The sequence below is a fragment of the Dictyobacter aurantiacus genome, assembly GCF_003967515.1.
GTDB classification, from domain to species: Bacteria; Chloroflexota; Ktedonobacteria; order Ktedonobacterales; family Ktedonobacteraceae; genus Dictyobacter; species Dictyobacter aurantiacus.
In genome coordinates this window covers 873,980-900,299 of record NZ_BIFQ01000002.1, presented here as the reverse complement: position 1 = coordinate 900,299, position 26,320 = coordinate 873,980, and the positions used below count along the sequence as shown (strand labels likewise).

General features: G+C 55.1%; 25 protein-coding genes. 13 read left to right on the top strand and 12 right to left on the bottom strand.

Annotated features, from left to right (window positions below; genetic code table 11):
- Window positions 1–318 precede the first annotated feature (318 nt).
- Together KTT_RS28635 and KTT_RS28630 are read left to right on the top strand one after the other, a co-directional pair.
- Entirely contained in the window at window positions 319–1,713 is a 1,395-nt protein-coding gene (locus tag KTT_RS28635; RefSeq protein WP_160146193.1) for a peroxidase family protein, read from the top strand.
- A 24-nt stretch (window positions 1,714–1,737) separates the two neighbouring features.
- Window positions 1,738–1,995 (top strand): muconolactone Delta-isomerase family protein, encoded by a 258-nt coding sequence (locus KTT_RS28630; RefSeq protein ID WP_126601114.1) that lies wholly within the window; start codon window positions 1,738–1,740, stop codon window positions 1,993–1,995.
- Window positions 1,996–2,109: 114 nt separating this feature from the next.
- On the opposite strand, the gene KTT_RS28625 is transcribed toward KTT_RS28630, so the two are convergent.
- From KTT_RS28625 to KTT_RS28615, 3 genes are read right to left on the bottom strand one after another with little or no spacing between them, the layout of a single operon-like run.
- Window positions 2,110–2,985 (bottom strand): carbohydrate ABC transporter permease, encoded by an 876-nt coding sequence (locus KTT_RS28625; protein ID WP_126601113.1) that lies wholly within the window; start codon window positions 2,983–2,985, stop codon window positions 2,110–2,112.
- Window positions 2,985–3,926: a carbohydrate ABC transporter permease gene (locus KTT_RS28620; protein WP_126601112.1), complete on the bottom strand. Its 942-nt coding sequence runs from the start codon at window positions 3,924–3,926 to the stop codon at window positions 2,985–2,987. Before KTT_RS28620 ends, KTT_RS28625 begins: the two co-directional genes overlap by 1 nt.
- Window positions 3,927–3,965: 39 nt before the next feature.
- Window positions 3,966–5,291 (bottom strand): extracellular solute-binding protein, encoded by a 1,326-nt coding sequence (locus KTT_RS28615; protein WP_126601111.1) that lies wholly within the window; start codon window positions 5,289–5,291, stop codon window positions 3,966–3,968.
- Window positions 5,292–6,087: 796 nt separating this feature from the next.
- On the opposite strand from KTT_RS28615, the gene KTT_RS28610 reads away from it, so the two are divergent.
- Together KTT_RS28610 and KTT_RS28605 are read left to right on the top strand one after the other, a co-directional pair.
- The gene (locus KTT_RS28610; protein ID WP_126601110.1) at window positions 6,088–7,101 is read left to right on the top strand and encodes a zinc-dependent alcohol dehydrogenase; all 1,014 of its coding nucleotides are present in this window, start codon (window positions 6,088–6,090) and stop codon (window positions 7,099–7,101) included.
- A gap of 58 nt (window positions 7,102–7,159) precedes the next feature.
- A complete protein-coding gene (locus KTT_RS28605; protein WP_160146192.1) occupies window positions 7,160–7,975 on the top strand; it encodes a carbon-nitrogen hydrolase family protein in 816 nt (271 codons plus the stop codon).
- On the opposite strand, the gene KTT_RS28600 is transcribed toward KTT_RS28605, so the two are convergent.
- On the bottom strand, window positions 7,938–9,239 hold the full coding sequence (locus KTT_RS28600) for a class I SAM-dependent methyltransferase (protein ID WP_126601108.1): 1,302 nt from the start codon (window positions 9,237–9,239) through the stop codon (window positions 7,938–7,940). The genes KTT_RS28605 and KTT_RS28600 overlap by 38 nt on opposite strands.
- A 256-nt stretch (window positions 9,240–9,495) precedes the next feature.
- Between KTT_RS28600 and KTT_RS28595 the strand changes: the two genes are divergently transcribed.
- Entirely contained in the window at window positions 9,496–10,437 is a 942-nt protein-coding gene (locus KTT_RS28595) for a DUF4352 domain-containing protein (protein ID WP_160146191.1), read from the top strand.
- 87 nt (window positions 10,438–10,524) lie between these two features.
- Here KTT_RS28595 and KTT_RS28590 read toward each other — a convergent pair whose 3' ends face one another.
- Both KTT_RS28590 and KTT_RS28585 read right to left on the bottom strand, forming a co-directional pair.
- Window positions 10,525–11,319, bottom strand: a complete 795-nt coding sequence (locus tag KTT_RS28590; RefSeq protein WP_160146190.1) for a phytanoyl-CoA dioxygenase family protein — start codon at window positions 11,317–11,319, stop codon at window positions 10,525–10,527.
- On the bottom strand, window positions 11,312–11,602 hold the full coding sequence (locus KTT_RS28585; protein ID WP_126601105.1) for a hypothetical protein: 291 nt from the start codon (window positions 11,600–11,602) through the stop codon (window positions 11,312–11,314). The genes KTT_RS28590 and KTT_RS28585 overlap by 8 nt, the downstream gene beginning before the upstream one ends.
- A gap of 230 nt (window positions 11,603–11,832) precedes the next feature.
- Here KTT_RS28585 and KTT_RS28580 point away from each other — a divergent pair, with 230 nt between their 5' ends.
- The 5 genes from KTT_RS28580 to KTT_RS28560 all read left to right on the top strand — a co-directional run bounded on the left by KTT_RS28580 (window position 11,833) and on the right by KTT_RS28560 (window position 17,204).
- Window positions 11,833–12,642 carry an AraC family transcriptional regulator gene (locus KTT_RS28580; RefSeq protein ID WP_160146189.1) on the top strand — a complete coding sequence of 270 codons (810 nt, stop codon included), beginning with the start codon at window positions 11,833–11,835 and terminating at the stop codon, window positions 12,640–12,642.
- A gap of 233 nt (window positions 12,643–12,875) precedes the next feature.
- Window positions 12,876–14,282 (top strand): hypothetical protein, encoded by a 1,407-nt coding sequence (locus KTT_RS28575; protein WP_126594945.1) that lies wholly within the window; start codon window positions 12,876–12,878, stop codon window positions 14,280–14,282.
- Window positions 14,283–14,950: 668 nt separating this feature from the next.
- Window positions 14,951–15,484, top strand: a complete 534-nt coding sequence (locus KTT_RS28570) for a GNAT family N-acetyltransferase (RefSeq protein ID WP_126601103.1) — start codon at window positions 14,951–14,953, stop codon at window positions 15,482–15,484.
- Between the two features lie 149 nt (window positions 15,485–15,633).
- Window positions 15,634–16,617: a DUF929 family protein gene (locus KTT_RS28565; RefSeq protein ID WP_126601102.1), complete on the top strand. Its 984-nt coding sequence runs from the start codon at window positions 15,634–15,636 to the stop codon at window positions 16,615–16,617.
- Window positions 16,618–16,751: 134 nt separating this feature from the next.
- Window positions 16,752–17,204, top strand: coding sequence for an SRPBCC family protein (locus tag KTT_RS28560; RefSeq protein WP_160146188.1), 453 nt, complete (start codon window positions 16,752–16,754; stop codon window positions 17,202–17,204).
- A 39-nt stretch (window positions 17,205–17,243) separates the two neighbouring features.
- Here the strand turns inward: KTT_RS28560 and KTT_RS28555 are convergent, their stop codons facing one another.
- Window positions 17,244–17,738, bottom strand: coding sequence for a hypothetical protein (locus KTT_RS28555; protein WP_126601100.1), 495 nt, complete (start codon window positions 17,736–17,738; stop codon window positions 17,244–17,246).
- 403 nt (window positions 17,739–18,141) lie between these two features.
- Between KTT_RS28555 and KTT_RS28550 the strand changes: the two genes are divergently transcribed.
- The 3 genes from KTT_RS28550 (at window position 18,142) to melA (ending at window position 21,731) form a co-directional block, all read left to right on the top strand.
- Window positions 18,142–18,870 (top strand): YczE/YyaS/YitT family protein, encoded by a 729-nt coding sequence (locus KTT_RS28550; RefSeq protein WP_126601099.1) that lies wholly within the window; start codon window positions 18,142–18,144, stop codon window positions 18,868–18,870.
- A 284-nt stretch (window positions 18,871–19,154) separates the two neighbouring features.
- A complete protein-coding gene (locus tag KTT_RS28545) occupies window positions 19,155–20,213 on the top strand; it encodes a LacI family DNA-binding transcriptional regulator (protein ID WP_126601098.1) in 1,059 nt (352 codons plus the stop codon).
- 216 nt (window positions 20,214–20,429) lie between these two features.
- Window positions 20,430–21,731 carry an alpha-galactosidase gene (gene melA, locus KTT_RS28540; protein WP_126601097.1) on the top strand — a complete coding sequence of 434 codons (1,302 nt, stop codon included), beginning with the start codon at window positions 20,430–20,432 and terminating at the stop codon, window positions 21,729–21,731.
- Window positions 21,732–21,874: 143 nt separating this feature from the next.
- Here melA and KTT_RS28535 read toward each other — a convergent pair whose 3' ends face one another.
- The 5 genes from KTT_RS28535 to KTT_RS28515 form a co-directional block, all read right to left on the bottom strand.
- Window positions 21,875–22,714 (bottom strand): SDR family NAD(P)-dependent oxidoreductase, encoded by an 840-nt coding sequence (locus tag KTT_RS28535; protein WP_160146187.1) that lies wholly within the window; start codon window positions 22,712–22,714, stop codon window positions 21,875–21,877.
- A 202-nt stretch (window positions 22,715–22,916) separates the two neighbouring features.
- Window positions 22,917–23,366 carry a hypothetical protein gene (locus tag KTT_RS28530; protein WP_126601095.1) on the bottom strand — a complete coding sequence of 150 codons (450 nt, stop codon included), beginning with the start codon at window positions 23,364–23,366 and terminating at the stop codon, window positions 22,917–22,919.
- Between the two features lie 81 nt (window positions 23,367–23,447).
- A complete protein-coding gene (locus KTT_RS28525; protein WP_126601094.1) occupies window positions 23,448–24,443 on the bottom strand; it encodes a tetratricopeptide repeat protein in 996 nt (331 codons plus the stop codon).
- 297 nt (window positions 24,444–24,740) lie between these two features.
- Complete coding sequence (locus KTT_RS28520) at window positions 24,741–25,610, bottom strand: NAD(+)/NADH kinase (RefSeq protein ID WP_126601093.1); 870 nt, start codon at window positions 25,608–25,610, stop codon at window positions 24,741–24,743.
- A 27-nt stretch (window positions 25,611–25,637) separates the two neighbouring features.
- Window positions 25,638–26,312, bottom strand: a complete 675-nt coding sequence (locus tag KTT_RS28515) for a hypothetical protein (protein WP_235845903.1) — start codon at window positions 26,310–26,312, stop codon at window positions 25,638–25,640.
- Between the last annotated feature and the right edge of the window lie 8 nt (window positions 26,313–26,320).

The following is a 26,320-nucleotide window of genomic DNA, read 5'->3' as shown; positions in this document are numbered from 1 at the left end:
CGTCCGCTACGCGGTCGCATTGTTTTTGTGTGTTGGTGCAACAGGGGCGCATTTGCGCCCCTGTTGCACCAACACACCATGGACTCGTGTGCACCGCAGGCTCGAAATTCCACACGCGCGTCCGCTGCGCACCCGAAGCACCAACACATGGACTGACATATGTTATAGCCGGCCTGGAGATCGACGTTCTAGAGAGAATTTCAGGGATACCTCATCTAATGTATCCAAACTTCTCTGTGGAACGTCTTATTTATGGGTTCCACATGGTGTATGCGGGCTATTTCGAGAGAAAGCGCCGCGAAAGGAAGATCAGCCAGTATGAATATTCATAGCTGTGTTATCAGTCCGCGCCTTAAGAGTGCATTGTCACCCCATGCTCAATCGGTTGAAGGTACCCAGAGTAAATATGGCCGTTTGTTCCCTCATCTTTCACCTTTGACTATAGATGAGGCCCTATTACTGAAGTTGGGACGAGCTGGTTCTACCATGGATCTCGCTGCCCACCCATCTGACGATCGCGATACACTGACCGATAATCCTCGCATCCCGGCCGGTTTTACGTTTCTTGGTCAATTTATTGCCCACGATATTACCGCTGATCGTAGCCTGTTGCTGCATCATGCCCGTTTGAATGAATTGCGCAATTTCCGTCAACCAAGATTGGACCTGGAATGTGTCTATGGCGCTGGTCCATCGGGTGATCCCTTTCTCTATGATCTGGAAGATCCCGATAAATTCTTGTTGGGCATCAACGACGCTGGCAATCCCGATGATGTCCCACGTAACCACCAGGGGCGCGCATTGGTGGCGGATCCGCGCAATGACGTACATCTGTTTATTTCACAACTGCACCTGGCTTTACTCAAGTTCCATAATCGTGTCGTGGATCATCTGCGTCAGCAGGGAACGCCAGCGGCCTCTGTGTTTGAGGAGGCCAGGCGCCTGGTGCGCTGGCACTATCAGTGGCTGATTGTACATGAATTTCTTCCCCTGACGGTTGGCGAAGAACTGGTTGAAGAGATACTGCAGGAGGGGCCGCGTTTCTTCGCTGCTGAAGAGCAGCAGCAGGTTTACATCCCTGTCGAGTTCGCGGATGCGGCCTATCGTTTTGGGCATAGCCAGATTCGTCCTCGTTACGTGCTTAATAGCCGGGGAGCGAGCGGACAGGTCTTCCCTGACTGTGCCGGTACCTGCCCGGTTGAAGCTGCGCGCACCCTTGAGTGGTCCTACTACTTTGCTATTCCTGGCTGCTCCGCTCCACAGGCCAGTAAGCGTATCGATAGCTGGATGGCGCATCCTTTGCTGGATCTGCCGGTGCGCGTAGTGGGCGAGACGGATATCCCTGAGCAGAAGTCGCTGGCTTATCGCGACCTTGAACGTGGCGAGGCCCTGGAACTGCCATCAGGTGAGGCGGTCGCCAGATTGATGAATGTACGCCCATTGACACCCAAGGAAGCAGGATTGAGTGAACTGGGTTGGCAGGGCGAGACCCCACTCTGGTATTATCTGCTGAAAGAGGCAGAAGTGTATCGTCAAGGTCAGTATATGGGCCCGGTTGGAGGACGTATCATCGCCGAAGTTCTGCTAGGCCTGCTGCTCTACGATCCTACATCGTATTGGCAGGCTCCCGACGAATGGACCCCAACCCTGCCGTCCGCCGAACCACAACAATTTACTATGGCCGACCTGTTGCTTTTTGCTGGTGTCGCATAGCACTTTTTGAGAGGTAACCATATCATGAAATGGATGATTGATATCACTTTTAAAGAGGGCTCGCAGGCTGAATTGGGACAGCTAGTGCAGCAGGAGCGCCAGCATGTAGCTGAAGGCAAAGCGCAGGGGCTGATAGATGGCCTCTACATCAGCGCGCCCGATGTCGCACGTCCCCAGGTCTGGATAATTGTCAACGGCGACACAGAAGAACAGGTGAGGCAATACCTGTCCACCTTTCCGATGTTCCCGTACATGACGCCAACCATCATAAAATTGGTGTAATCACAACACGTTGGTGTCGTGACCTCTTTATTTACGACAACGACCAAAAGCAATGTGTGGCTCATGTGGCGCTAGCGCCACATGAGCCACACATTGCTTTTGGTCGTTGTGTTTTTAATCCTTCAGGCCACCGGCAAGACCGGCGACGATCTGGCGTTGGAAGATGACGAAGACGATGACGGCGGGCAGGCCACCCAGGATGGCGGAGGCCATGATCTGGGCGTAGCGAATGCCATAGGAGGTCTGGACGGTGGCCAGGCCAACGGGCACGGTCATCATGTCAGTTCCGGTGACGACCAGGAAGGGCCAGATGAAGTTGTTCCAGGCGGCCACAAAGGTTGAGATGGCGATGGTGGCGATGGCCGGACGCGCCAGCGGCATCCAGATCTGCCAGTAGATGCGCCAGGGACTGGCACCGTCCATGCGCGCCGCCTCCTCGTATTCGTGCGGGATACCATCAAAGAATTGTTTGAAGATAAAGACCGCGAACGGTGAGAAGATCTGCGGCAGGATAATGCCCCAGTAGGTGTCGATCATCTGGAACGACTGCATGAGCGAGAACAGCGGGACCAGCAGGACCTGTCCCGGAATCATCAGGCCGCAGAGGATGAGCCAGAAGACAACCGAGCGTCCCTTGAAGGGGATGCGCGAGATGGAGAAGGAGGCCATGCTGGCCAGCAGCACGACGGCCGCCGAGATGATGACCGAGGTAAAGACGCTATTGAAATACCAGCGCGGCAGATCGCTGGACGAGAGCACGCTGATATAGGCCTGGATGTTGAAGGCTGACGAGAGCCATGTCAGCGGTAGAATTGTTGTCTCACCCTCCGGCTTGAACGAGGTGTCCAGTACCCAGGCGATCGGCAGTAGCCAGATAACCGCGAAGATGAGCAGGATGGCAAAGGCGCCCCATTTGCCGACCTGGCGCGGCAGATTCAGCGGGCGCCTGGTCGTTGTCACGTTGGTGTTTTGGATGCTCTGTGTGGCCATTATGCCCTCCTCTGTGGACGCTGGAAAAAGACGAACTGCATGATGGTGATGATCAGCATCAGGAAAAAGAGAATATAGGATGCCGCCGAGGCGAAGCCCATGCGGAAGGATGAGAATCCGGTCTCATACATGTACTCCACCACTGAGCGTGTGGCGAAGTTGGGTCCGCCACCGGTGAGCAGGTACATCTGACCGAAGACCTGCAGGGAGGCGATGACCTGTAAAATCACCACCAGCATGGTGATGCGGCTCAACTGTGGCAGGGTAATCGAGATGGTTTTAGCCCATGAGCCGGCGCCATCGATGGCGGCCGCTTCATAGAGCTCGGCCGGCACCTGTTGCAGACCCGCCAGGTAGAGCAGGAAATTGCTACCCACCGTCCACCAGACGGTCATAATGACGATCGAGATCATGGCGACATGGGCGTCGTTAAGCCAGTCCACCGGCCCCAGGCCAATGCCGGCCAGCATGTTATTGATCAGGCCAAAGCCAGGCTGATAGAGCCAGTTCCAGATGATTGCGGTTACCGCGATCGGCAAGGCCACCGGGATAAAGAATGCTGTGCGGAAAATCCAGCGGCCCGGCATCTGCCGATTGGCCAGCAATGCCAGAAAGAAGGCCAGAATCACCAGGATCGGCGTGCTCAGAACTGTAAAATAGATGGTGTGCCAGAGCGAGTTCCAGAAATCGGCATCGCCCATCAATTCCTGGTAGTTGCCCAATCCCAGAAAACGCGCCACGCCGTTGAGGCTCCAGTTGTAGAAGCTCATACGGAAGCCGAGGATGACCGGCCAGAGCGTGAAGATAGCATAGCCAATCAGGAAGGGGAGCACAAAGCTCCAGCCCGTCAACTGGGTGCGCCAGTTGACGTTCCCCTGCGGGACGGTACGAACTTGCCTGGCAGATTGAGCCGCCTCTTGTTGAATAAGCATTTCAGACATAAATATGCCTTTCTTTGAGTAAAGAAACTTGCTTGCGCATCAGATTGGCGATGGTGTATCAATGAGCTTTTGGATGGCCTTCTTGAATTGCTGGACGCCCTGCTGTGGTGTCAGTTGGCCCAGCAGCACTGTCTGGAAGGCTCCATCAGCCTGGGTTTCAAAGTCGGAGCCCGCGCCACTAAACCAGGCTGCCGGATCGGCCACGACATCAGCAGCTGCGTTGGCATAGTTCGATTGTGGCTTGAGCTGCTTGTATGCCTCGCTGGTAGCGACTGGTAGATAAGCGGGGATATGCCCGCCTTCAGCCCAGATCTGACCTTCTTTGAGCATGCTGGCCATAAATTCATAGGTGGCGCGCTGGCGACCTTTGTCGGGATAAGCCTGGTGGGGCAAGATAAAGGAGTGCGAGTCACCCCAGACTTTTGTATTGCCGAAGACATTGGGGAAGGGGATCATGTTAAAGGGTGTCTTCTGGGTGATAAAGGTGGTGACCTCCCATTCACCGTTCCACAGGAAGCCTGATTTGCCGCTGCCGAAGACGGCCACCGAGTCGATGTTGGCCGGCATCACCTTCGCTTTCTGCGTCAGGTTGGCCATGAAGTCCAGTGCCTGCTCGGCCTTGGCGTCGTCCAGCACGATCTCTTTGGCATCCGGCGACAGGATCTTGCCTCCCAGCTGGCCATACAGTGAATCAAAGAGGCGCCAGGCATCCAGGAAGGCGATGCCGGTAAAGCCGGTGACCTTCTGCGCCGCCTGAAAGGCGCTGATCAGCTGATCGGGTCCCTGTAGTGGTTTCAGGTTGCCATTGTCATCCAGCAGGTCAGCTTTTTTGCAGACGTCGGTATTGTAGTACATCACGTAAGGATGCGTATCCAGGGGCAGGGCGTAGAGCTTGCCATTGTAGGTCGCGCGCTGCCAGACCTCTGGCAGGAAGTTGTCCTGGGTGATGCCTACCTGCGATAGCAGATCAAGGTCGAATGGGTCCAGAAACTTCATGGCGGCGAATGTAGAGAGTCGTGAGAGGTGGCAGATGCCCACATCCGGTGCCCGACCTCCGGCCGCCGACATGGCGACTTTGGTGTAGTAGGGTTGCCCCCACGATAGGGTTACAGCCTTTAATGGGATGTCGGGATGGTTCTTGGTGAACAGATCTTGCATCTGAATCATGCGCGCGCCATCGCCGCCACCAAAGAGGTTCCAATAGGTCACACCGGATGCGGCACTGGCCGAGGTGCCGCAGGCGCTCAACAGTGAGAGCGCGGCGCTACCACCAACGCCGAGCGCCAGAGATTTTTCGAGGAAGGCGCGCCGATTTAGGCGCCCCCCGGATCTTCCCTCTGACTCCGTACCTGGCTCATACGTCATTGTCGATTCCTTTCCTGAGGTAAATGAGCGTCTACGATTGTTGATTAAGACCACAGATTTATATACAACCTCATCATGTTGACTGTTCGTCCGATAAACATTACACCCCTAACAGATAGCATCGCTTAAAGGTGCAAACTGGTAAGCATTAACGTTTATCGCAGGCAACACGAAAGCTTGTCAGCAATAGAAAAGAAGTGGATAAGGAACAACTATATGGAGGAGAGGCCTGGGTGCGTATCCATATGGTAGATGTCATCATCGACGTGTAGGATACCTGGCTCAAAGTTTGCAAATTTTGCATATGACACCCCTTAAGACGACTGTGACCATTGCAAGAATGGCACTATGATTGGCTGAAATTTCATTGCTTCTCTTTACACACTCAGGGATAAAGAGAAGCCACCCAGCATTCATGAGTGTTTACCGCCGCTCCCGAGCGGAGTTATCCACAGGTAAACATTTCTTTATGTTTATATCCATCAGGAGCGCTTTCGTCTGTCGAGCTAATTGTAACATAATTATTTAAAAATTTCGATACAACGTTGTATTTATTTTTGGATTGCTCCAAACATTGCAAATATTCATAAATATTCCCGAGGGGTGGGGAACGCAGGCGTCCCCATCCTCTTGTTTTAGTTTTGTTGCAACAGATGAGTATTCGCTCATCTGTTGCAACAAAACTAAAACGCACTTCTGAAAAGAAGAAAATTGCGTGAATAAGAATATAGGTATGTTATATTGATAAATACTAAGGCTAAAACGTTGTCATATAGAGCTAGTCAGGAGCTGTCGCGTGCAATCACAGAACATTGTCTTCACGGGAAAAAATCAGGTTGAGGTGTATGATGAAGATGTGCCTGAGTTGGGGCCGGATGAATTTTTGCTGCAGGCTACAAAGTCTTTGATCAGTACGGGGACTGAGGGTATCTGTCTGGGACGGCTGTTCGATCCCGGTACGCACTGGGATCAGTGGGTGAAGTATCCATTTCATACCGGTTATAGTCTGGTGGGGCGGGTGGCCGCGGTGGGCAGGGATGTGCGGCGGGTGCGTGAGGGTGATCGCGTCGCTATCAGACAGAGCCATAGCCAGTATAAGGTGGTGCCAGCGCGCGAACCGGTGTATCGTATTCCCGATGCCGTGTCCGACGAGGATGCTACCTGGTTTCACCTGGCGACGATTGTGCAGAATGGTGTGCGCCGGGCGCAGCATCAATTAGGTGACACGGTGGCGGTGATTGGTCTGGGTCTGTTGGGACAACTGGTTGTGCAGTATACGCGGCTGCTGGGTGCGCAGCAGGTGCTCGCCATCGACGTGGCCGAGATGCGGCTGGAGATGGCTCGTAGCCACGGCGCGACCACTATTTTGAAGATGGGGGCGGACGAGGCGCGTGAGCATGTGCTGGGACTGACTGAGGGACAGGGCGTCAACGTGGTCTACGATGTTACGGGCGCGGCGCCTGTATTTCCGCTGGCCCTGGGCCTGGCGCGTCCCCTGGGTCGAGTGGTGTTGCTGGGCGATACCGGCACGCCGGCGGCTCAGCAACTTACCGGTGATGTGATCAGGAAGGGGCTGACCATCGTGGGCGCTCACGATAACAATCCTCCTTCCACTTCGACCGATCATGCCTACTGGTCGCATCTGCGCATGGGTGAGTTATTTTTTGACTATGTCGAACGTGGTGATATGCGTGTCAATGATTTAGTGACCCATCGCTACGCTCCCACCGATGCCGTTGAGGCGTATCGCATGTTACGCGAGGAACGAGCGACCGCGATGGGCGTCATCTTTGACTGGACCCGTTTGTAGTAATTCAAGCGACGCGCGGGCCGGCCAGTTTTTATGGGACGGCCCGCATGAGGAGTTGATGATGATTACCCGTATCGCCGTTGCGCAGCTGGCTTCACAGGCTGATCCCGAGCAGAATCTGGCCCGGGCCAGCGTGGCCATCAGGCAGGCAGCTGATGCTGGTGCGCAGCTGATCATTTTGCCAGAAATATTTATGGCCCTGCTGGCGAAAGAGAATTTCAATGCCGTCTATGCGCGCGGCGTCTCGCAGCCGTTGGATGGTTCCTATGTCTCTGGTCTGCGCCAGGCGGCCGCGCAGGCAAACATCTGGGTGGTCAGTGGGATGCTGGAAACGGCGCACAGGGTCGCCAATCGCACCTATAATACCACTGTCGTTATTGATAGTTCTGGTAGCCTGCTCGCTTTTTATCGCAAGACGCATCTCTACGATGCGTTTGGCTTTCGCGAGTCGGAGGTGTTCGCGGCCGGTGAGCAGCTCTTTACGCCGCTGGAAACACCATTCGGACGTATGGGACTGTTTGTGTGCTATGAGCTGCGCTTCCCCGAGATCGCGCGCTACCAGGCCGAGCAGGGGGTGGACTTTTTTGTGATGCCCTCGGCCTGGGTGGTGGGCACCTTGAAGGAGATGCACTGGCAGCACCTGGTAAAGGCGCGGGCCATCGAAAATACCGCCTATATGTTCGCCTGCGACCAGGTTGGACATAACTACCTGGGCCGCTCCCTGCTAATCGATCCTCTTGGCGTGGTGCTGGCGGAAGGCACCGAGGACGAATGCATGCTCTATGCCGATCTTGATCCACGGCGCCTGGATATCGCTCGTCAGACGTTGCCCGCGCTTACGCATCGGCGGCCGGATCTGTTTGCGCGTTCGTGATTTTTCGATCATTTTCGTGCGTGAAGAGGAAATCGGATGCGAGGCCCGAACGTATGGCGGTGAGGGTGAAGGTTTTGGGGATGCCGATGTCGTCGATTTTGGTGTTGGGTTCTTCGTCGAGGCGCTGAATGACCAGGCCGCTGGTCGCGAAGGCGGTGACGATCTCTCCTAAATTCCAGTAGCGCTGGTAGACGCGTCCGGTTTCGGTCGTTGCGTCTTTTTCGGCCAGGTGTTTGCTGAAGGCTACGTCGGTGACGTGCAGGCTCTTATCGAAATAGTTGCCGCTCACCCGGTGCTTCTTGCCTTTTGAGCTGATCAGCTTGGTCGAGACGGGATGGAAGTCCTGCAGGATCAGCAGACCGCCGGGACGCAGGAGCTGCCGCACGATGCGAGCCAGGGGCGCGAGGTCTACAAAGTAGTGCAGGATACCCATCTCCATAAAGACGAGGTCATAGCTGCCATCCAGTTCCTGGGGAGATAGCTGGAGGACGTCTGTGACGAGGTAGCGTAGCGGGACCCCCACGGCGGCGGCGACTTCACGCGCGTAGTGCGCGTTTTCCTGCGATATGTCAACGATAGTGACCCGCGCTCCCAGCAGGGCCAGCGCGATCGCTTTGCTGCCATGCGACCCGAGTAGATTCATGACTTTCGCGCCTTCGACGGGCGGTAGATATTTGTTAAGCGAGGCCAGCCGCGCCCGTGGATCTTGTTGGATGCGTGCCGCGTGCGTCGCGGGTTCTCCATGGCGCTGCACCCAGGCACCGTAAGCCGCCTGATTCCATGCTCGCTGATTGAGCTCGCTGTTGTGCTGCTGCAGCCGCTGAAAATAGCTCTGTACGGCGCGGGTCACCGCATGTTCCCGCGGATAGGCGTGCAGATAATAATCCAGCGCTTTAACCCAGACTGCTCTGCCCATGTGTTCTATCCGCAGGCGATCTGGATCGGTTACCACTACCGTATTGAAATAAATATAGAATGTGAGCTTGAGTCCCTGATAGGAAAGATCGAGACGTTCATTGCTGTGGTGCCGTCCTGGCGTCTCGCGCACTCCGAATGTGTCGGCGACCCGCTGCGCCAGGTCCCATTGAATCGAAAGCTCCAGGTGGTCGGGGGCCTCGTTTAGCGCCTGTTCCGACTCAGTTCCCGCTACAACTCCCTGCGCGAACAGGGCTGAAGATTCCACCAGTGTATAGTCGACATCGATGTCCTCCAGGGTCGAGAGTGTAGAAAAAAGGGTTGCCCACCAGGTCTCAGTAGATACCAAAACATTCACCTCACTATGTAATGGCTACCATTTTATCCCATCTCATCAGGAATAGAAAGGTGAGAATTATTAGCGTTAACAACGTTTAGTCTATTGTAATAAGATGCAATGACTATGTGTACTATGACTCGTAATGTGCTTGTATTCATTGCTACATTCAGTTATACTACGATTTGATTGAAACATGGCAATGTATAGTTGCGCCATTCAATGGTCATGTTGCTTTGTTATTATTGGAGAGGATTATAACCTTCTTATGAACCAGAATCCCGAGCAGCCGCAGCAGCAGAATAACTATACTCAGTATCCATATGATCCAACGCAAGCTGCGCCACCCCCATATGATCCCACTCAGTTGGCCTCACCGCCATATCAGGGAAATCAGGGATATTCTTCGCCGTCTTATCCGACTCCTTCGACGGCGGGGAATAGCGCACCTGATTATTTACAGCAGTCACCGTATGCTCCCCAGTCACCCTATCCCACGCCGAATGCACAGCCAAATCAGGGAGGGTATCCCGCACCGGGTAATTTCGCGCCTCCTCCAGGTGCGCCGCAGTATCCCGGTTATTCGCCCGCTCCCAAGAAGAATCGCACCTGGCTGTGGGTTACCCTGGGTATCGTTGGTGTCCTGCTGGTAGCTCTGATCGCATCCTGCGCGATCTTCTCGAATACGATCAGCCATATCGCTCAATCGACGGCTACCACGACCTCCACGGCCTCTACGCCAACGACGACTACGGATGCCACGCCTACCACCACGGATTCCAATAATGGCGGTTCTACTTCTGTAAGTGGTGGGGATTCCGGCAAGACGCTTACTTTACAGGGCGTGAATTGCACGATGTCGCAGGTGCGTATCATTCCGGGCGACGATTATGCGCAGCCCAAGGCTGGCAACCAGTTCGTGCAGCTGCATGTCAAAATTGTCAATAACACCAATGCGAAGCAGCACTATAATCCCCTTGACTTCAAGGTATTGACCTCGGATGGCCGGTCGCTGACCCACTCATATATCGTGCCAACGGATTACGATAACCAGTTGAGCTTTGGCGATCTCGCCGCTGGCAAATCTGTGGAGGGCAACCTGATTTTTGAGTTACCAACCAATGATCATCACCTGGTCCTCAGCTGGGATCCCACGTTTAACATGTTTGCCGACAATCCCGGTGAAGCCAAGTGGAATCTGGGCTTGTAACTCCGCGTTGATAGATATAGAGTTGATAAAAAAAGGACCGGCAGGAGCCACAGCACCCGCCGATCCTTTTTGCGTTGGATGCTATGGTTAGGCGTGGATCGACATGCGCGTCAGGGCGTTTTCGAAGGAGACGTCGATGTTGTCGTCCCCGGTGACGTAGCGCCAGAGTTTGGCGCGCTGCATATGTTCGAGCCGCGCCTCGTTGCCCTGCCATGCCTGGGAGCCTTTTCTGATGATCTGCTCTACATCGGGACTGGTATAGTTGTCGGTGTTGAACAGTCCACGCTGCACCTGTCCTGGCCGTAGGCGTAGCTTGAAGACATAACGGGTCTGGTCGGTGTGGTTGGGCTGCGCGCAGTGCCAGATGCCATGGTGCATAAAGACGATGGTGCCGCCCTTCGCTTCGAGCTGGCGCTGCCCGATGATGTTTTTGTAGCGATCGATGCTGGCCGTGTTGGTTTTGCGCAGGTGCGAGCCCGGCAGGACCAGTGTGGGCCCCATCTCGGCGGGCGCGTCGTGGGCGAAGTAGAAGGCCTGCACATCAAACGCGTATGGGCGCACATCGATGATTGAGTCCGCGTGCCACCCCTGGGCCTTGAGGTGGTGCGCCTTCACGATATGCAGGAATGAATGGTCATAGACCGGGTTGACGCCTACAAAGCTCTGGATGGCTCCCTTGACCTGCGGCTCCTCAAAGACCTGGCGCAGCACCTCGGTCTGATGCCAGAAATTATACCCTGGCCCATCCCAGCTTCGCTCGGCTTCCAGGACTGCCGCGTTCAGATCCTGGGGAACGATATTCTCAACGATGAGAAAGCCGTCGGTTACAAAGCGGGCCATTTGTTCCGCTGTCAGTAGATGATGTCGTTCTACGTTACCCATTGATGGCCACCTTTCGTTCCAGAACGTATTCGTACGGGAGATAGCTGCTTTCATGTTCATGGTCGGGGATGATCTGTGGTAGCGTGGCTAGCTGGATTACGTTCCAGCCCGCGCGCATCGCGGCCACGACCGAGTTATAGGGCGGCTCCTTCTCATCACCGGATTGCATGGGTAGCGCGTCTTCCGCGCTGGCTCCGTCATAGAGCGCCCAGGCAACGGTCCTGGATGCCAGGTCGGACGATGCCAGATGGAGTATGAGTATCTGTTGTCGCAACTCACTCATCTTCGAGATCTCCTCATCATATTGACTTTTACTCTGCTAATCTGTATCAAATACCGCGCGGCTTCATCTGCTTTTAAGATACCTGTTCCTGCCGCGAAATCCTATCCTGAGATCCGAACTTTTTGTGTCTCATCCCGACTTTCTGTGTTTTCGGCCCGCTTGACCCCCTATTTGCCTGTATACTTTTAATGATACCTATCAATTATTCAGGAGGGGGCGTAGATCGCGAGATGGCTGATACGATTCATATTCGTTTACTTAATTACCAGGTGTTGATGTTGAAACCGGCCCGATGGCGGTTGCCACGTGTGCAGAGCCACTTCTGGCGCTTTTACATGAATGATCGCGATGGTGCGCAGCTCGATTTTCAGGGGACGCCCTATCCTCTGTTGGGTGAGCAGTTGTATGTGATACCGGCGGAGGTGCGCTTTAGCACCCAGCTGGCCCATACGCTCAGGCATTTCTTTGTCCACTTCGACGTGCTGGGCCTCTCGCCGATCATCTATCGTGAAATTTTTGCCACCCCGATCTGCCTGCCCGCTTCTCTGCCGTTAAAGCAGATGGTACATAGCTGTATCGAGGAGATGAGGACGGGGCAGCCGGAAGAATTGGTGCTGGAGTTCCGTTTGAAGGCGATCCTCTATACCGGGCTGACGCAATATCTGCAGCAGATAGAGCCGGCGACCTTGCGGCGCTATTTCCAGCTGACCAGCGCCCTGGAGCCGGTGCGGCCCGCCATTGAATACGTTGATGCGCACCTATCTGAGCCGCTATTGTGCAAAGACCTGGCCTCGCTCTGCCACATGAATGTGGATTATTTCAGTCGCCGCTTTCGCGAATGCGTGGGTCAGACACCAAATGCCTATATTCAGTTGCAGCGCATCAAGCGGGCGGAGCAGCAGCTCCTGCTAACCGATGATAGCATCGAGCAGATCGCGGCTCACCAGGGCTTTGGGAGCCGGCATTATTTTTCCCGCATCTTCGCCCGCCACACCGGCGTCTCCCCCGCCGCCTACCGCAAAGGATTGTTGGGGAGTTAAAAAAGGAGAATAAAAACGCATAGGGAGCGTTTTTATTCTCCTTTTTTAACTTGCGTTTGAATTGTGGGAGATTCGCGCCTTCGGCCCCTGAGTCTACGCGCCTACGGCGCTCAGATGGTTTTTTTAACATGAGACATCCCGAATTTTAAGGTCGGGCTTGTAAAAAGACACCTCCTGAGCGAGACTGAAGAAAGCAACCAACCATCATTCAGTCAATCCAGGAGGTGTTGTTCATGTCATCCCAGTATCTCACACGGCTTGAGGAGCCACAAGTTCCACCATATCCCCCTGCCGAGATGGCTCAGGGATTGTACACCGCTCTCGCTCGGTTTCTAGCTCCGTTGCTCATGGAAGCTGATACCCGCATGGACAAACGACTGGTGCGCACGATGTTGCACACGGTCGCAGTGATCTTGACCTTTCGTGATCGCGTCAATGGCTTGCTCCTCTCGGAAATGGGCGGCTATCTCGAAACGCCTGACAAAGCCCCGGCAGGCACCAAGCGCCTGTCTCGGCTGCTGCATTGTCGCAAATGGTCCGCTGAGCTGATCCGCTCGTATCTGTGGCATCGAGCCAGCCAGCGCCTCACAAGGTGGAAACAGATGGGAAGGGATGTGCTGGCGCTGTGGGATGAGAGCGCCTGGGAGAAACCAGAAAGTATCGCCTCCGATGATCTTGCCCCGGTGCGCTCAAGTAAAGCGGCGCGACTCACCCATATCAAAAAGGGCTACTACACCCCACCGCGTGGCCCCATTTTTGTGCCGGGCCTCCATTGGCTGGCCGTGGTCCTGGTCGGTAGCGAGCAGCAAGACGACCCGCCTGAACTAGCCAGCATGCGGTGGTGGACCAGCCGTGGGGCGCGCGCCTCCTTCAAACGCGATGAGCAAGCCAAACTGTTGCTGCAAGGCGTTCTGCTCTGGGGACGCGAGGTGATGCATGTCTTTGATCAAGGCTTCGCCAGCAGTTTCTGGCTGGGTCTGTTGCTGGCGTTCTCGTTGCGCTTTGTGCTGCGCTGGAACAAAGACTATCAGCTCGTGGATGCCCAGGGTCAGCGACGTGCAGCCTGGAAAATCACCCGCGGCAAACGAGGATGGCAAGAACGCTGGGTGTGGGATTGCCGTCGTCACCAGTGGGTCATGGGCAGCATTCTTGCCTTTCCGGTGACGCACCCCGACCATCCTGAGCAGCCCTTGTGGTTGGTCGTAGCTCGGCGCAAAGGTGGCTTGCCCTGGTATCTGCTCACCGCCGAGTCCATCACCACCGCGGAAGATGCCTGGCGGATCATGTTTGCCTATGCGCGTCGCTGGCAGATCGAACTGACCTGGAAAGAAAACAAGAGCGAATTGGGCTTCCAAAGCCCGCGGCTCTGGGAGTGGGAGCCGCGAGAAAAACTGCTGCTGTTGGCGGCGCTGGCCTACGCCTTTCTGCTGAGCCTGCTGGCGCCGTTTTACGAACTCTTACGCCGCTGGCTGTTGCGGCACTACTGTCATCGCACAGGCCGTCATGCCCGGCAAGCACACCAGCCGTTTGCACGGCTGCGCCTGGCCTTGAGTCGGTTGTGGCAACGGATCCCTGCGCGCTGGGAGGAGGTAGCTGGCCGGCCCCGGCCCCAGCCTCGCGTCCAGATCATCATGCTCTGAGGTGGTGTGGAGGTTCCCCACGTGACGAGAGACGCTCTGGTCGGCATCGGCTGACCATGTGGGCGTGTGTCCGGTGTTCATCGGGTACAACGCGTCTTGCCAACAGAGGATGCGAATGCGTGCGAAAAGAGCATACCCCTAGGCCCTGTGGAAGCCGCTGGGATGCTTTGGGAGTGGAAAGTCGATTGACCAGCTCCTTTCTCTTTTTCCGTTTTTTGGCACAGTGGTGCTTTTCAGCGAGCCAAACGGGGAAAGCACGTTGTTCTGCAAGAGAAGAGAAGCGAGCAGTTCTCCTTCAAAAATGGAGAACTGCTCGCTTCTTTCACAAGTTCATCCCTAAAATTTGGGATGTCTCATGTTAAAAAGATGAAGGAGTTGAGGCTTGCTTTAATCAAGAATTGGTTCAACATAAGGGTGGATACATCCGCACCCACTCATGACATTGCCCCGGCTCTTAAAAAGATGAAGGAGTTGAGGCTTGCTTTAAAATCAGAGTTGGTGCAATCCGCTGGCGGCATTCGCCGCCAGCGGATTGCACCAACTCTGATTAACTCTTCTTCTTTGCTGGGTGTGCAGAGTGGGGGGAGATATAGTATACTTCAGGCGTTGTAGGGGGCGGGCTTTGGGCCGCCAGGTTGTATCGATAGATTTGAGAGGAATGTATTTGTATGATGCGTGTCCGATCCTCACGCTTATCTCTGGAACCTTTGACCGCGTCGCTGATCAGGAGTTTTTTTCGTGATCGTCGAGAGATGGCTGCGGCCCTGAATGCGAGAGTTCCCGCCGATTGGCCGGAGTCCGATTTTGAGGCGGTGCTGCCATTGTTGCTTGATGGTTTTGAGCGCGAACCCGATCATGACTCCTGGGATGGTGTCATCATATTGGAAGGTGAGGAGCGCGTGGTGATTGGCGCTATGGGGCTGAAGGGCGGTCCCGATGAAGAGGGGACGGTAGATATCGGCTATAATATCCTGCCCGCTTACCAGAATCAGGGCTACGCGAGCGAGATGGCGCGCGCCCTGGTGGCCTGGGCCTTTGAGCGCGGCGATGTACAGAAGGTGATCGCTGATTGCCTTTACTATAATCAGGGCTCGATTCGCGTGCTGGAAAAAGTGGGGATGAAGCGCCTGTACCAGGACGGTGATATGCTACGGTGGAGCCTTACCCGCGAGGAATGGCAGGCTGTTCAGCACCAGTCGTGACGCCGCTTCCGGCTTTTTTCCTATTCCTGGAAATGACCCCCTTTCTCTGTGCTAGAATCTGTATATTGCAATATATGCATTATGCAGTAATGTGTATATCGGTATGTGCATGTGTACCAGCAGAAGTCTTTTTAATGTAAGGAATATATATGGCTAAACAGAAACAGTCCTCGTCAGCCTCTAAACGTCGTGAGCAGATGCGCCAGCAGCGGACATCGCAATCTCGCTCGGCCCAGCAGTTGCGCGGCCGCAATCAGCAGAAATCGAATCGATCAAGCTGGTGGCTGGTTGGCGGCATCATCGCCATGGTAGTTGTGATCGTGGGTGCCTTTATCTTTATCGCCAACTATGAGGCGCAGCAATCAAAAGTGGGTAGCGATACGGCTTTGAAGACTATTTCCAGTATCAAGCCAGATGTTTTCGCGCGTGTGGATAAGGGAACCTTTAATGGTCAGATGAATGCGGTCAAGAATACACCTGTGTTGAAGGGACCCGGCGGCAAGCCCGAGGTTTTTTATGTGGGCGGCGAATATTGTCCTTATTGCGCGGCTCAACGCTGGGCGATTATTTCATCACTCAGCCGCTTTGGCTCGTTTAGCCCGCTGACACCGATCCTATCGGCGGAAGGTCAGGTTCCAACCTTTTCTTTCTATAAGTCAACCTACCATAGTGACTACATCGATTTTGTCTCAAAAGAGACCGCGGATAACAACTCTCCTAATCCGGGTCCGTTGGAGTCGTTAACACCAGCCGAACAGCAGATAGTCAACCAGTATGAGAGGCCTCCCTATGCACAGCAGCAGGGTATTCCATTTATGTCGATTGGAAATCAATATGTTTCAGTCGGGCCATACTATTCGAACAATGTTCTGACCGGCAAATCATACGAGGATATCGCCAGATCGGTCACCGACCCCAACAGCGACATCTCGCGTGGCATCGTGGGCGCGGCCAACATGCTCACGGCGGCCGTCTGTAAGACGACCAATAACCAGCCCGCCAATGTATGTACCGCGGACCCTATTCCGTCGCTGCAGACGTCGTTGCCCAAACCCACCGCGTCGACAGCCAGTCCGACCCAACTAGCTCAGGCCTGGCAGATGCCTGAGTGGGATGTGCGGCGGCGTAACTAATCTTAAGGCGTTAGTGCTGTGTGGTGGCGGGGTGCGCGTTCGCACACCCCGCCACCACACAGCAAACCAGTACGGCCGCGCAGCGGCCGCCCGTGCAGGGACGCTCACATATCACTGCAATGACGAGAGTATCAATGCCAAAATTACGCTTTCAAACCATCATCCAGCGCCAACCTGATGCTATTTACCAGGTGTTGCTGGATCTGCCAGGCTATCGATCCTGGCTGCCTTCCTCGGATCTGTACGCGGAAACCACGCTGACGTCTGATATTCCTGTCCGCATGGGCAGCACCTACGTTGATCGCGGCCGCTCCAGCGTGATGCAGGGCGAAGTGCTTGAACTGGAACCTGCCAGGAGCCTCGTGTTTCGCCAGCTTACCAATCCTCGGCGTGGCGGCGGACTGGAGATCACCATTCGCTATACCCTGCAGCCGGTCGAGCAGGGGACACGCGTCACGCGTGAGCTTATCCTGCGTGCCCGCGGCCTCTTTTTTGTGCTGCAACCAATCCTGCTCCGTCTGATTCGTTCCGAGAACGAGCGCATCCTGGCCGCCCTCAAAAATTATATGGATGCCCGCGTGGCATGAAATCGGACGCGAGGTCCAAATCGGACGCGAGGTCCGAACCTATGGTTCGATGGGGGATGCGGATTGTTCGGTGTTTTCGGGTATGATGGTGGCGGGCTGCGCGTTTTCCATGATTTTTTTGAGTCGCGAGACCATGATGTAATCTACAATGGCGTAGATGACGGCGAGCAGCCAGCCACTGGAGAGAAGCATGAGCAGCGCTACCCAGGCCCAGGTGACGATGTTGCCCTGGCGCGCGAAGATCACGGCCAGCAGGCTGGTGATGATGGGATAGATCAACAAACCGGTGCCGAGACCGATCAGAATTCCTCTGGGGCGCGTTGGTTTACGTGGACTCAGGATGGCGAATAACCAGAGAAATGTATGGAGCATGGTGGCGATGATGGCTCCCGCAAAGGTGCTGACATTGATCAGAAGACTGTGGAAACTGCGGTTGGAAACATACAGCGCGATCAGGGTTGTGACAATCGCCAGGATAACCAGGATCAGTGAATAGAGTGCTCCGCTCAGGTTGGCCCGTACTTTTGTTGACATCTGTAAAATGACCTTCCTTTAGTATTTGCTCAATTATATCAATTATTATCTATATATTGAAAAAATGGAAGGTTTTGAATTGGCTGTTGTTGATATCACGGTTTGGCTGTTGTATCGTGGTGTAGCGTTCTCTATAGTTGATGTGTAAGCTTTTTTTATATTGATGCAACCCCGCTATCAAAGAATGTGTCATATTCTCATGATCATCGGCTGCTGCACGCCTGAGCTTTCGCACCTCTGGTGCTCACGAGTCCGCTGTATGTTGGTGCAGTGCGTGCGCAGATGCGCACGCACTGCACCAACATACAAAAACAATGTGGCCGCGTAGCGGACGCGCGTGCGGGGGCGCGCACGTGCCCCCATGATGGCGGGAATCAAACACATTCAAAAAGGATGTTTGTTCATGTATAGGTTTTCCTGGCGGACAGTTTTTTGCTGGCAGTATCTGGTGCGCTTCGTGGTGCTGGTAGTTGGCCTGTTTTTTTATTCGACCGGTATTGTGTTTCTGTACCGCTCCGACTTTGGCCTGGATCCCTGGGATGTGTTTCACCAGGGCATTAGCTTTCACGCGCCCATTTCCTTTGGGACGGCCAGTATTGTGGTTGGAGCCGCTATTATCATCCTGGGACTGTGTCTGAAGGTAATCCCTGGCGTCGGTACAGTGCTTAATATGCTCTTGATCGGTGCATTTGTGGATTTGAATATCTGGCTTGGCTGGCTGCCGGACCTGGGGCATGCGTCCTGGATGGTACGGGTTGCGGCGAATGTGCTGGGGGTGGCTATCATTGGTATGGGGACCGCGCTCTATATCGCTCCTCGCATGGGGGCCGGTCCACGCGATGGATTGATGTTGCGCTTGCAGGTCCTGACGAAGCTACGCGTCTCTATTGTGCGTACCGCCATCGAATGTACCGTGTTGCTGATCGGCTTTTTATTGGGCGGCACCGTGGGTCTGGGAACATTGATCTTCGCTCTGGGCATCGGCCCCGCCTTTGAGATGAGCCAGACGTTGCTCAAGAGGTTACATATTAGCGCCTGGTTGGAAAAACTGGCAGCCATCCCTACAACCACCGAGACGTTGCGTCCAGCTGACGACAGCTTGTTGCAGCCCATGCCGGAAAATGTTAAATAGTTCAAAAAATACGTAAATATAGGTATACGCTGTTTATGAATTTGCTTTATAGTTATCTGCATGGGGCGACACCGTATCCATTAGCTGCTCTGCTGAACCAGGTATCGTGTTGCTGCATTCCCTCAAGTTCTGCCAGTCCGTTCAAAGAAGAAACTGGCAGAACTGGTTTTGTTCTCCACTTTTTTTGATTTTTCTCGGAGGGGTTGACAGAAGGGCTTTTTTTATGTCATTCTATGTGTACACGTGTACATGTACACGTGTACACGGTCTGGGGAGTAGGGAAAATGGTTACAAGTGAGCAGGTTGCCCGGCTGGCTGGAGTATCGCGGGCCACGGTTTCGCGGGCGCTCAACGGGTCGCCACGTGTGAGTGCGGAAGCGCGCAAGCGTATTGAGGAGGCGATTGTTTCGCTCGGCTATGAGCCCGATGTGGTGGCTCAGAGCCTGGTGCGACAGCGTTCGCGGACGATCGCGTTAGGTTTGTTTTATGGCGATCAGAAGTCAACGGTGCTCTCCAGCATCAGCAAGACGCAGCACTATTTCTATCTGGATCTGCTGCGTGATGTCGAACAGGAGATAGCCGCTGCTCAATATGATCTGCTGCTCCCTTCTATATCTTATGCCCAGAAAAACTATATCCGTAGTTTGCAGATGCGCCACGTGGCTGGTACCCTGGCTATCGCCATGCATCCCGCCGACGAGCGCGTGAGAGCGCTGCTGGAGGCAGAGATCCCGACCGTGTTTATCGATAGCCTCAACCAGGGGAAGAGCTCAACCTATGTGACCTCTGACAACCAGGACGGGGCAAGGCAGGCGACCGAGCACCTGATACAACTTGGACATCGGCGCATTGTGACGTTGATGTCTGGAACAGCGGGCCGCATTGGACCTTTACGCCAGGCCGGTTATCGCCAGGCTTTGCAGCGGGTGGGCCTGCCGATTGATGAGGACCTGATGTATACCTCGGGTTGGAATACCGAGGAGGCGTACCAGGCGACGTTGCTCCTGCTGCAAGAGCGGCGGCCACGGGACTTCACCGCGATCGTGGTGGGTAGCGACTTGATGGCCATCGGTGTGTTGCGTGCTTTACACCAGCATGGATTACACGTACCCGGCGACGTGTCTGTGGTTGGCTTCGACGATGTGGACCTGTGCCGCTACACTGAGCCACCCCTGACAACCATACGCCAGGATCGTTCCGCGATGGTGCAGGGAGCCGTTCAACGGCTTATTCGCATGATCGAATCCGATGGCGAGTACGACGAATCCATGCTAGCACCAATTATCATCCCTACCCGGCTGATCACGCGCGCGTCCACCGGACCCGTACCAGAGTCCAGCTAACGCTGATCACCGGAGGGCAGGGGGTGCAGGAGGACAGCAGTCCCTTACAGGTATAAGTTGTTTCCAGGCAAGCAGGGATGCAAGGGGCGGCTAGCCCCTTGACTGGGGGATTGGGGGCTGTGCCCCCAACGCCTCTCCCTCCCCTCGCCGTCCGTAGGGCGGCAAAAAGGGAAATTAGTGATCTTAGCTCCGAGGGGAGCAAGGAGTTTTTCAACGATGACAAAAATTACTTTTATGGGGGCGGGCAGCACAGTCTTCGCACGCCAGTTGATGACCGATATTTTATGCATCGACGGCCTGCAGGAAGGGACGTTTGCCCTGGTAGATATCGATGCTGAACGCCTGGAACTGGCGCATAAGATCGCGGAGAAGCTGGTTGCCCATAGCGGCCTCAACTGGAAGGTTGAATCTTCGACGCAGCGGCGCGAGGTACTGCCCGGCACAGACTTCCTCATCAACACGATCGAGGTCGCGGGCATGGCTAATGTGCGCCACGACTTCGATATTCCCATGAAGTACGGTGTTGACCAGTGTATCGGCGATACCATTGGACCAGGTGGTATCTTCAAGGCGTTACGCACCGGTCCCGCGTGGTTGGAGATCCTGCATGATGCCGAGGAGCTGTGCCCCAAAGCCCTGGTGCTGAACTACACCAATCCCATGTCGATCCTGACCTATGCTGCCCTCACCGGCACCACCATGAAGACTGTCGGCCTGTGTCATAGCGTGCAGGGAACCTCCAAGCAACTGGCTACCTACCTGGATGTGCCATACGAGGAGCTGGAATGGCGCTGCGCGGGCATCAACCACAACGCCTGGTTCACCGTTTTGCGCCACAATGGCGAAGATATGTATCCCCGCCTGCGCGAGCGCATGAACGATCCCGAGGTCTACGAAAAAGATCCTGTGCGCCTGGAGATTATGAAGTACCTGGGCGCCTTCGTGACCGAGAGTAGCGGCCACTTTTCGGAGTATGTGCCCTATTTCCGCAAGCGCCCCGAGCTGATCGAGAAGTATTGCCGCCCTGGCTACCTGGGTGAGACCGGCTTCTATGCCAACAACTGGCCCACCTGGCGCGCCAAAAACGAGCAGTACATCAAAGATCTGCTCGATGGCACCAAGGAGTTGCCTTTCAAGCGCAGCCACGAATATGGATCGGACATCATCGAGGCGGTAACCCAGCATCGTACCAAGGTCATTTATGGCAACGTGCGCAACGAAGGCCTGATCGATAACCTGCCCGATGGCTGTGTCGAAGTTGCCTGCCTGGTCGATCGCAACGGCATCCAGCCCACCCACTTTGGCAAGCTGCCCGAGCAACTGGCAGCCCTGAATAAGGCCCACATGAGTGTTCATTCGCTGGTCACCGAAGCCCTATTCACCCACGACAAAGAGGCGGCTCGTTACGCCCTGATGATCGATCCCCTGACGGCGGCCGTTTGTTCGCCCGCCGAGATCAGCTCCCTCTTCGATGAGCTCTGGGAGGCGCAGCGCGAATACCTGCAGCCATTCGCCTAGCCTCAACAATTCTCTTGCTAAAGAAAAAGCAGTAGGTGGGGTTAGCGTATCCAAAGATGAAAACTGTACGCCAACGTTTGGATACGTGGACCCCTACTACCAGCAGAGAAAGAAAAAAACTTCTTCTATCTTGCACACATCCTCTATATCAGTAAGTTTCCACCATCGACGGTGAGGTAGGCGCCAGTAACAAAGGTAGCCTGGTTGGAGGCAAGGTATGCGATAGCGGCGGCAACATCTTCAGGTTTGCCGTTTCGCCGCATGGGCGTTGCCTGCGCCATCTGTTCGCGTACCTCCTGGGGTGTACCCGCGTTGAGATCGGTGACGATATGCCCTGCGCCCACCGCATTGACGCGAATGCCATAAGGGCCTAACTCTTGCGCCATGCTCTTGACCATGCTTTCGACGCTGGCTTTGCCAATCGCGATTGTCATGCCGCCTCCGCCGGGTACAGGTCGCCGGGCTGTCGTGGCGCTGACGAAGACGATGCTGCCTCTCTGCTGCTTGATCATGCCTGGTACGACAGCGTGGCTGGGATAGAACGCGGAGCGCAATTGTCCCTGCACAAAGGATTCCAGAACCTCCCACTTGCTTCCTGTGAAGGGAGCGAGTACAGCCTGAAGCTGTTCGCTTGCCGAAAGTCTGGTGCTAGCGGAGGAACTGCTAAAGGCTGGCGCATTGAGGATCAGGGTATCAATGGGGCCAAGTGCCTTTTCAATTGAAGCGACCATAGTTGTGACCTGCTCCTCGTTGGCAACGTCGGCCTGGACCGCGATGGCTTTTCCTCCGGCTTGCTCAATGGCGGAAATAACCCTCTGGGCCGCCGTCTCATTCTGGCGATAGTTGACGGCTACGCTGGCTCCATACTCTCCCAATAGCAGCGCGGTGGCGGCCCCGATGCCCCGGCTTCCCCCGGTTACTAAGGCGACGCGGCCCTTAAGGGGGTGATGGATATCCGCGCTGGTTGGCATTCCTGCGATCATGTGGTGATGTTCTCCTCTTCTGTGTTTCATTTGCGGTATATGGTTTATCTGGTCGCATTGTCGCAGGAATGCGTGCTGTGGTCATGGAGCGATTGACCAGTATTCCCCTGTCCCAATGGACAGAAGAGGAGAAAGCAGCGGAGGTCGCGCCTGGAGAGTAGTACCAGGGTTCGGTGAGGGTGTAGGCACGCCTGGGACCCCTTTAGCGAGAAAAGAGTTTTTTGAAGATGAAGTTGAGGCTGCCTAGGACGATGGCTCCGATGACAAAGACTTTGAACAGGGTGCCTTTAAAGAGGACCGCGATGAGCAGGACCAGCAGGATCAGCAGCAGGGGATTGCGGTACCAGAGCTGGGAGGCGCGCCTGGTCATAAAATAGAGTCCGACCAGCAGGGCCAGGTAGAGTGGAAGCAGAAATACAATGGGGATGTGGAAGAGCACTACCGGGCTGACGAAGACGACGGCCAATGGGAGAAGATTCCAGGCGTTGCTGTGCCATGGCGCGCTCCCTCTTTTGTTGTAAGCGATCCAGCAGGCGCCGATGAAGCCAGCCAGCAAGGCGACGGCGGAAACGATCAGGCGCGCCGATCCATCCCAGAGGGCCGTCTGGCTGGTAGCGGCTGATAGGATGAGCAGACCTGTAGTGTTATACATAGAGTTTTCCTTTGAAGCGCATGTATTCTGTTGCTATACTATACAGGCTCTTCAAAGGAAAAAGCAAGACCCCTGGAAAACTCAACGTGTGCCCGTATCCAGGGTACGGAAATGCTTGATCACCTCTACAATTGGTGGCGTGCCCTGCTCGATCTCTTCTTCCTGTAGTTCAAACATCAAGGTAGTGCTCTGTCCTGCTACGCCCAGGGTTATCCTGCATTCGAAGGTGGCCGTATCCCAGTCCTGTTTGCGCGGCTGCTCGATGAGCTGTGGTACGGTCGCGCTGGTCAGCGTAAAGAGCACATGGCACATATCAGGCTCGATTTTCTGCAGTGTGACGTGGCGCGCCAGTTGTTGACGCCGATCCTCGCGCTCAAGCCTGGCGTAACCATCGCCGGAGAGCGCATACTTTTCATCGACCCATTTCTCTGGATTGCCACCACGAAAGAGCTGGATGCCCAGTTCGAGCATGCCATCCATCTGGACCGCCTCGATCCGCTGGCGAAAGCGTGTTATCACGAATGTTCGTCGGCGCTGGGCCGCGTTGGCGCCCGCCTCAAAGGCGGCATGCGCCTCCTCAAAGCGATCCAGGTCGCGCAGCACATTGTTGCGCATATAATAGGGATCTGGCTCGTCTGGATCGAGTTGGATGGCCTGCTCAAATGCTTCCAGAGCCTCGCTCTCACGATACAGTTCCGCCAGACTGAGCCCTTTATAATAATGCGCCCTGGCATCTTCTGAATCATGCTGAATGGCCTGCTCGGCGGCGGCCAGCGCCTCTGGATGCAGCTTGAGCTGCCAGAGCGCGTGGCTCTTGTCCCTCCATGTATTGGCGCTGTCCGGCTGCAGCTGTAGCGCCATCTCAAATGCCGCTAATGCCCCGACCGGATTATCAAAATGCCGGGCCAGCAGATCCCCTTTCATCTGATAGAGTTGAGCATTGTCCGGTTCTAGCTGTAATGCTTGCTTACAGGCCGCCAGGGCCTCTTCATAATGCTTCTGCTGGATCAATGTGGATAAAAAGGCGAGGTTTTCTGGAAGTGTTGATCGATCATTGGCATATCTATCATCTGTCATTGTCTAGCCTCTCCTGGAATACAAGAGCAGAGACGTCATCAAAGACGCTAAATAGATCATAGCACCCGTCTACAAAGTCATCAATATTTATATACATGATATAATGATTTATCCCCCCACGTAGGTTCGACCCTTGCGGTCGATTTCCCTCGCCCCACGATTCCGTTCCCCCTATTCAACATCACGCGATGGTTTGGATGTACGTTTTCGTGCGTGAAGAGGAAATCGACCGCAAGGGTCGAACCTACGAAATGTACGTTTTCGTGAGCGAGGATAAATCGACCGCGAGGGCCGAAATTACGTTTCGGGTTGGCCAGCGTGGGGCTCCTCGCTTGTTTGTTGTGGATTGTGGATCACGCGATAGAAGTGGACCGGTGGCTTGCGCCGGATGAAGCGCGTGATCTGGTTGCTCTTTTGAATGGTTACGGTGGTGCCGTCCTGTACGGCGCAGTTCCATTGGCCGTCGGCGGAGAAGACGCCGTCCTGGTTATTGGTTGAGATCTGGAAGCGGATGGTTGACTGCAGCGGGATGACCAGGGCGCGATTGGATGAGAGGTGGGGCGCGATGGGATTGAGGATGCAGGCCTCGATTTTGGGATACATAATCGGGCCTCCGACGGATAGATTGTAGGCCGTGGAGCCGGTGGCCGTTGAGAGGATAATTCCATCGCCATAGAAGGTATCAAGGAATTGATCGTCGATCCAGGTCTTGACATAGACGCCACGGGGCCAGGTGCCACGCGCAATCATCATGTCGTTGAGCGCAATAAACTCCTGCTGTTCCTCTCCTTGCTGGAGGGTAGCTTGCAGCATGGTGCGTTCGTCTATCCAGATCGATTTGTCGCCATTGAGATAATACGGCAGCTCGTGCGCCAGTTCATCGGGTTCCAGTTCGGTCAGATAGCCGACGCGACCAAAGTTGACGCCCAGGATCGGCGTATGCTGCGCGGAGCAGAGGTGGGCGGTGTGCAGGATCGAGCCATCACCACCCAGTACGATCAGCATCTGGCAGTTCTGCAACGCGGGATCGGAACATTCCAGCCCTTCCTGATTGAGATTGACGATCTCGGTTTCATAGTTATGCTTTTGCAGGATCGCTGTCAACTCGGGTATAAACTGCAGCGTCTCGGGCTGGGACTCTTCATAAAGCAGGGCAATCTTCTTCATCGGGATTTCCTTTGCACTCTCAAGTTTTTATCTACTGGTAAGTATAATCCTTTCCCCCAATGTTTCCCAGGGACGTGCTTCTAATACGGGTTGGTGCAGCCTACCAGCTTCGGTCATCAACCACTGACTATACAGCCATTTGGCTTCGGCCTCCGTTTGAAGTTCTTCAGGAGAAATGTGTGCCGTTCCTCGTGCGCGCGCCTCGATATTGGTTCGCAGCCTGTCCGCGTCGCTTTCTCTCAGAAAGACCGTGCGCAACTGCCCACGCTCCACATAGGGCCGCAGCCGCGAGCGCTCTATGAGTTCGGGGAGGATGTTATCGCCCTCTATAATCAGTGGCGCGTCAGTATCGATGTGGTTGGCGATTATAATCTCAAGCGCGGGCAGCAGCGCCCGGCTGCTGGCGATCAATCCAGCGCGCAACGCCTCCGCGCCCTGACGCCAGACGTGGGTGGTCTCGGCGAAGAAGTACAGATCGCGCGTCGCCTGTGGATCCGGCAGCGCCACCTGACTATGCTGGAACGCCAGCCGTAGATCATCGACCTGCAGCCATGGCATGCCCAGGCGCAATCCCACCGCGCGCGCCACCTCGGTCTTGCCCGAGCCAGAAGCGCCGCCGATCAACAATACCTTCCAGTTCATTATCTCGTTCAAATCAGCGACAGGCCGCCGAAGAGGCGGGCGTGCTCGACTTTGATACATCTATTCTC